This window comes from Sphingomonas lacusdianchii, assembly GCF_022664395.1.
Taxonomy (GTDB): Bacteria; Pseudomonadota; Alphaproteobacteria; order Sphingomonadales; family Sphingomonadaceae; genus Sphingomonas; species Sphingomonas lacusdianchii.
In genome coordinates, this window is record NZ_JAKRET010000047.1 from 1 (window position 1) to 6,802 (window position 6,802).

6 protein-coding genes are annotated in these 6,802 nt (G+C 62.1%); 4 read left to right on the forward strand and 2 right to left on the reverse strand.

Going from position 1 to position 6,802, the window contains the following annotated elements; genetic code table 11:
- Positions 1 to 862, reverse strand: an 862-nt coding sequence (locus MF607_RS22095) for a CHASE3 domain-containing protein (RefSeq protein ID WP_242122329.1), incomplete at its 3' end; no start/stop codon positions are given.
- Between the two features lie 454 nt (positions 863 to 1,316).
- Here MF607_RS22095 and MF607_RS22100 point away from each other — a divergent pair.
- The 4 genes from MF607_RS22100 to MF607_RS22115 all read left to right on the forward strand — a co-directional run bounded on the left by MF607_RS22100 (position 1,317) and on the right by MF607_RS22115 (position 6,458).
- Complete coding sequence (locus MF607_RS22100; RefSeq protein WP_242122330.1) at positions 1,317 to 3,017, forward strand: HEAT repeat domain-containing protein; 1,701 nt, start codon at positions 1,317 to 1,319, stop codon at positions 3,015 to 3,017.
- A gap of 267 nt (positions 3,018 to 3,284) precedes the next feature.
- Positions 3,285 to 4,349: a sensor histidine kinase gene (locus MF607_RS22105; RefSeq protein WP_242122331.1), complete on the forward strand. Its 1,065-nt coding sequence runs from the start codon at positions 3,285 to 3,287 to the stop codon at positions 4,347 to 4,349.
- Entirely contained in the window at positions 4,346 to 5,059 is a 714-nt protein-coding gene (locus MF607_RS22110) for a LytR/AlgR family response regulator transcription factor (protein ID WP_242122332.1), read from the forward strand. The genes MF607_RS22105 and MF607_RS22110 overlap by 4 nt, the downstream gene beginning before the upstream one ends.
- Before the next feature lie 127 nt (positions 5,060 to 5,186).
- Complete coding sequence (locus MF607_RS22115) at positions 5,187 to 6,458, forward strand: amidohydrolase family protein (protein WP_242122333.1); 1,272 nt, start codon at positions 5,187 to 5,189, stop codon at positions 6,456 to 6,458.
- Between the two features lie 4 nt (positions 6,459 to 6,462).
- On the opposite strand, the gene MF607_RS22120 is transcribed toward MF607_RS22115, so the two are convergent.
- Positions 6,463 to 6,693 carry a hypothetical protein gene (locus MF607_RS22120; protein ID WP_242122334.1) on the reverse strand — a complete coding sequence of 77 codons (231 nt, stop codon included), beginning with the start codon at positions 6,691 to 6,693 and terminating at the stop codon, positions 6,463 to 6,465.
- Positions 6,694 to 6,802: the final 109 nt, after the last annotated feature.

Sequence of the window (6,802 nt, forward strand, 5' to 3'; positions counted from 1 at the left end):
CGGAGCCACGTTCGCGCAGGGTTTCGCTATTCCGGTGCAATTCGGCGTTGGCGGTTTGCAGCTGACGCTCGCTGTTCGCCTGATCCGCAACGGCGTTCCTCAGCCTCTCCGCCATGGCGTTATAGCCTTCCGCAAGTCGGTCAAACTCTTCGGATCCCATTGCCGTATCAATGCGCGCATCCTGCTCACCGTCGCCCAACGCCGTCATGGCCCTCATCATGGTCGCCAACGGTCGACGGATACCGCGGATCAATAGTGCGAAGCTGCAGACAACCAGCAGCGCAACCACGAGCCCTCCGATAATGGCGAGTCTTCGCCCGCTGGCGAGCCGCTTGTCTGCCGCGTCTTGACGGCTAGTCTGCAAAGCCCGCTCCTCGTCGAGGAAGCCACTAGCCCGGACGCTGATCGCATCCATCAGCTCACGTCCGCGACCACTGGCGACGATGGCGACCGCGCCAGAAAAATCGCCATGACGCGCGAGGATCAAGGGCTGCCGAAGAAAGGCGGCTCGCTGTGCCATCAGAACCGCGATCTCTCGCGCTCTTGCATTCTGCAGAGGGTTGTCGCTCGTCTGCCGGACCGCAACGGCCATATTGCGCGCTGAGCTTTCCACCCGCTCGGCAAACGACCGAGCGTAAGCTGGATCGCGCGTGATGATGAAGCCCCGCTGACCCGACTCCGCCTCGCGTAAATCACCTAACGCTGCTTCAGTCGTCTCAATTACTTCTACCGAGTGCCCGGCCCGCTCGAAGCTTTGGCTGGTTTGCCGCGAGGCATCCACGAGGAGCCCTGCTAGCGAAGCCAGTGCGATTAGGACAACGACGCCGATAGCGGCGATCCGGGCTGAAAGTGACGACAACATGCGTTTGGCCGTACCTGTCAGGCTTTAGCATCCTGTTACTCTGGCTGACATCGTGCACACGAAAGTATGGCGCTTTGGCCCAATCCAAGCGGTGAACAAACGTCCGGTTTCTGGCAGGCGTCACAGGGGGCTAAGTGACCGCTTCTGGGTCGTCGCTGGGGGGGCGGGTAACGACCCTTCATTCAGAGCCTAATAATAGTCAGGTGACCGTTCCGCTCTGTCCGCGTATTTCATCGCGTCAGCGCGCTTTTCACCGTTCCCGCTGTTCGACGTTCGGCAGGAAGCAACCGACCCGTGCGCCATATCCGATGACCTTGCAGTGTGACCGACGATCTTTAATTCCTATCACCATCATCGATCATACCGAAGTGACAACCAGCACGTTGGGAGATCGGCAGACCTATGGCACAACGCTACGTAAGCTACGGCACCCTCCCTACCTCTGGCGGCCCGGATGAAGCGCATATTTGTTACTACTGTTCTCGTCGCCGCCATGATCGCGGTGCCGCATGTCGCCGCGCAAGGGCAGGACGCGAACCATAAATCCCTTGATGATTATATCGCAGAACTGATCGCCGCGCCTCAGAGTTCACAAAACGAAGACGCACTTAGGGCCCGGGTCGTCATGTTCGGCGCGCCGGCGGTAGAACGTCTGGTACCCCTGCTCAACCATCAGGAAGCGCGGGTCCGAAGGGAGGCAGGCGTGACGCTTGCTCAGTTCATGACGATCGACCCGCGTTACCTGCCAATGCTTATTACGGCCGATCGCCGTGGCAATGGTTGGATGCCCCGGGCGATCGCCGCGACTGGAACATCCGAGGCGCTCGAGTATCTCTGGCTCGCGTTCGAGCGCGATCCTAACCCCTCGTCCAATACTCAGGTCCTGAGCGCCCTGCCTCGCTTTGGAGAGCAGTTGAAAGCGCGGCTGCTGTCCCGCATCGATACCTGCCGGATGAGCACGGATGATAAGTCATGCGAGGGTATTCACGATCTTCTGGGTGAGCTGCGACCGGCGTATCCGGCCTGGAGTATTGCTCCTATCGCCGGGCTTGTCACGGATGGAACGAACCAGAGGATGCGTGCAAGAACGCTGCGCGTGCTGGCGGGGCTGCGTCATCCGGTTGCGCTTGAGGAATACCAGCGGCAGCTGAACGAGATTGCGCATGCCGGGTACGGCACGCGTTCCGCTTGGCAAACGGTGGAGTTGATGCGCGGCATCGCTGGATATGGCGATCATGCGCGGATGGCGGGCCCTTCGATCGAAAGCTTGCTCGATAGCCGCTACGATCTTGAAATCCGAGAACAAGCAGCACTGGCGTTAGGAAGAATAGGCTATGTTGCCGCCATCCCGTCTCTGATGGGTACCGCTGTCGATTTCGAGGATGACTGGCTGCTGGCCTATAATGCTACCCAGACCCTCGGTGTCCTTCGCGCGACGAAGGCACGGGGTCTCTTGACTCGTACCGCACGTAGCCACTGGCATATGGCCGTGCGCCGCAGCGCAAAGCGCGCCCTCGGCTGGATCAACGGCGACCCGATACCGTCTGAGCCGGATGAGGTGGTCGCCGGTTCGAACTTCTTCAGACCATATGGGCCGGAGCATGCCGGGTATCAGCCGCGTTGGAGTGGTAGCATCGCCGGTGACCCGCTTGTCTTGGCATCGCCGGTAGACGAGTTGCCGATCCCTCGCGATGGCGCGCGGAAGATCGGCCTGCGCGGGCCGAAGATCGCGATTCCCAAGGCCGTGGTCCTGCCAATGCAAGAGGGTGGCGGAACAGTGTCGTTGCTCATACCCTGGAAGGGGGGCTGGCTGGTTGGCACCAACAATGGCGAATGGGGCGGAAGCCTTCAGCTGGTTGGCGCAACACAGCGTGTCCGTCTGGCGACCGGCAACGTGATTGGCGGGTTTACCTGGGGAGGGCGGCTCTACATCCTTTCCGGTCTCCAGCATCTTAGCCTGGATCGGGGGCGGTTATGGGAAATTGACGTCAAGGCAGGCCGTTTGAAGCGAGATATCTTGCTGCCAGCAATGCCCGCGGAACTCATTGTGGTTGACCGGGGTGTGGTAATCCTTCGCACTAGTAGGGGGGATGTTGCAATTAACCCTAGTGGCGCACTGACTGGACCTGAACATCTAAGCGATGCCACCCACTAACGAAGACCACGCTACGAATGTTTGGCAAGGGCGAGGCGTGGTAGCCTGTTCGTCCAATACGCCCCAACCCAGTCCCATTGCGGAGATGAATGGTTGTCGGAAGTTGTGGAGCGGGGAAGGCGCGCTGAATGACCGTTTGTGGGTCGAGGCGGGTGCCGTGGATAAGGCATGCTCTCAGGCTATCGTTGCACAGCGATGCCGCGTCGTACTAGCCGTGGCGATGATGCACTAAGAGGTATGTGCGACGGAATGTTATCGGCAGGTCTCATGCCCGCAAAGCGGACGATTGCGGCGGGCTGGGCAGTTGTCGCGCTCGCCTATGCCCCGGCGGTCTGGTTAGTTGGCGCCGCGCAGGGACAGCGTGCGTCGCTGCCCGAGACGCTCGGCGCGATGGCCGTGTTCTTCCTACCCTGGGCGTTGTCGACGCCGACGTTGCTGCGTCTAAGCGCAGGGTTGCCGTTGATGCCCGGCCGAACGGCGCGGTCGCTCCCGCTCCTTGGTCTGGCCGGGATCATCGTCATCCCGACAATCACCGCGGTAGGTCTGGGCCTCGAAGTGGTTCTTGGATGGGCGTTGGGCAGTCGAGCACCATCGTCGATCATCCAACTGGCTACCGGTGTTGCGATCACCTCCTTCTTCTCGGTCCCGGTCTACTGTGCAGTCGTCGGCATCGGACAGACGCTCGTCTGGGTAGATCGAACTCGCCACCGGGAACGGATGCTTTCAAGGGCGCGCCTTGAAACGTTGCGTGCGCAGATCAACCCGCATTTCCTCTTCAATGCTCTGGGCGCAGTCGCCGAGCTTGCTCATCGTGACGCCACGGCGGCACAGAATGCGATTGCGCGTTTGGCGGACGTGCTCCGCACAACGCTGGCGAACGACGCGGAGGAGGCGACCTTGGCCGAGGAGGTTGCGCTCACCAAGGATCATATCGAACTTCATCGGTTGCTGGTGCCCGCTGAGCTGGATGTACGCATGACGATGTCGGACCAAGCCTGGACGGCACGAGTGCCTGCCTTGATCCTGCAGCCGTTGGCCGAAAACGCGTTTGTTCACGGATTGGGTCGGATGGCTGAGAGCGGCTGGCTGACAATCACGGGCAATGTTGACGATGGTCGGCTTGTTATCGAGATCGCGAACGCGGTCGCGGTCGCGGTCGCGGACGCGGACGCGGACCTGTCCTCGCGCGGGCTTGGCTCGGGGTTGACGGGGGTCCGCGAGCGGCTGACGGCGTGGAATGATGGGTCGGGAACGATGACGGTGGATCGTTGTCCGGACCGCTTTATGGTGCGCATCGACATGCCTCATGTCGATGGCAGACTGGCGTCGTGATCCGTACGCTGATCGTTGAGGACGTGCCGCTGGCGCGGGCGGGACTTTGCCGCTTGCTAGCGGCGCATGACGACGTCGAAGTAATCGGAGAGGCGTCGACGCTACAAGACGGGCTGGCCAAAGTGGAGGCGATGCGACCCGACCTAGCCTTCCTCGACGTTGAGCTGCCCGATGGCACCGGGTTGATGCTTGCCGAGCGGTTACGCGAGCCGCGCCCGGCGCTCGTCTACCTCACCGCCTTTCCCGAGCACGCGCTGCCCGCGTTCGGCGTGGCAGCGATCGACTATCTGCTGAAGCCGGCCACATCGGCGGACGTGGATCGCGCGCTTGCCCGCGTGCGGCGGCTCCTTCATCCGCCGGCGATTGAAGCGACGGTGCCGGCGCACCTGGAAATACGCGACGGTGGGCGCACTATCTTCGTGGCGCTTGATGCGATCGAGCGGGTCGATGCCGCGGGCCACTACCTGTGCATCCATGCGGGTGGTGACGTGCATCTGTTGCGGACACCAATCACCGATCTGCTCGATCGCCTTGGACCCGCGTTCGTCCGCGTCCATCGCTCGGCGTTGATCCGGGTCGACCGGATCGCGGCAATCGCTGACCGGCGGAACGGCGACGGCGATATCCGGCTCTCCAATGGCGCGATCGTGCCGCTCAGCCGCTCCTACCGATCCATGCTTGAAGCGCGTCTGGCCGCAGCACGACGTTAGCCGGCACGATCGAAGCCCCCCGCTGCACGGGTCAGGCCATGACGCTTGCCCGCATCGCGCCGCCAGTTTCCGTAGCGCCTATGGAACGTGGGAGGTTGACATAAGACTTGGGGCATATCTGGCGTTGATGGTGGCGGCGGCAATGGCGGCAATGGCGGCAACGTCAGCGCAGGCTCGAGATGGCAGCGTTCTTATTCGCGGAGCCCGCGTGTTCGACGGCACTCGGATGCTGGGCGTGAGGGATGTGTTGGTGCGGGATGGGCGTATCGTCGCTGTTGCCCGGCGGGTGGCAGCTCCGAACGGCAGCGAACTGATTGAGGCGCGCGGCCGCGTGCTGATCCCCGGCCTGATCGATGGCCACGTCCACGTCTTCCCAGGGGCACAAGCCGACGCGCTACGCTTCGGAGTGACAACGGTCTTCGATATGTACTCGCTCGCCGATCGCGCGACGATTGACCACTGGCGCAAGCAACGCATATCGTTCGCTCAGGTCGGGGAGGCCGACACCTTTACGGCCGGCATCGGCGCAACCCCACCAGGCGGCCATCCACTCGAACTGTTCAGCGACCTGCCCAAAGGGACCGCGCTTCCACCGACGCTTGCGCCTGGGGATGATCCGGCGTCGTTCGTGACTGCCCGGATCAACGCCGGTTCAGATTATATCAAGGTGCTTCAGGACGATGGTGCCCGGCCGGACCAACCCGCGAGTTTACCCGCGTTCTCACCGCAGCGCTTCGCGGTCGTACTGACCGCTGCCAAAGCGACAGGCAAGCGGGTGGTCGTGCACGTCCAGCAACTCGCCGACGCCCGCATCGCGGTCATGAATGGCGCGAATGCCCTCGAGCACGCGGTATGCGACGTCGCCATTGATGATGTTTTGGTGGCGGAGATGAAGGCGCGCGGCGTAGCGCAGACCGCGACGCTCGCCACCTATGCCGGACTGGCCAGCGTGGACGATGCACGCCGCTTGGCGGCGGACCCCTCGGTCGCGCCCTATCTGAGCGCAAGACAGCGCGGCATGCTTGGGCTGGTATGGAAGTACCCACGTCTCAAGGACTTCGAGATCGCCTCGGCGAATACGGGGCGTCTCGCAAAGGCGGGTGTGACGATCATCGCCGGGACTGACGCACCAAATCCAACGACCGCGTTTGGCGCATCGCTGCATCTCGAACTGGCGCTGATGGTTCGTGCGGGCCTGACGCCAAAGCAGGCGCTGGTTGCAGCAACCTCGGCTCCCGCGGCATTCTTCGGCACTGCTGATCGTGGTCGCATCGCTGCTGGCCTGAAGGCCGACATGATCCTGGTCGATGGTGATCCGACACGCGACATTGCAGCTACTCGCAGGATCGTCTCGATCTGGAAGAACGGCTACGTCGTCGACCGTACCGCGCATGAGTAGAACTTCATGGCCGCAGCCGGCAGTCCCGTCGGCGAACCTTCCAAAGATAGCGCACGATTAAAACGACCGACTGAGCCAGCAACAGCCAGAAGAGCGTGTTGAGCAGGAAAAACCAAGGGTAGATTACGTCCTCGAGGATCGACAACCTGCCGGTGACCGAGACGCCGGGTTGGTCGATGATGAAGATGAAAGGCCATCCTCCACCAAAGGTATGCTCGCTAGGCGGCGTGGACAAATTTGAGCCAGTATCGTGCGGTGGCGATGTGGACCATGCCGAGGAAGCTGTTGGCCAGTTGATCGTATCGGGTGGCGATGGCCCGATTGATCTTGAGTTGACCGAACAT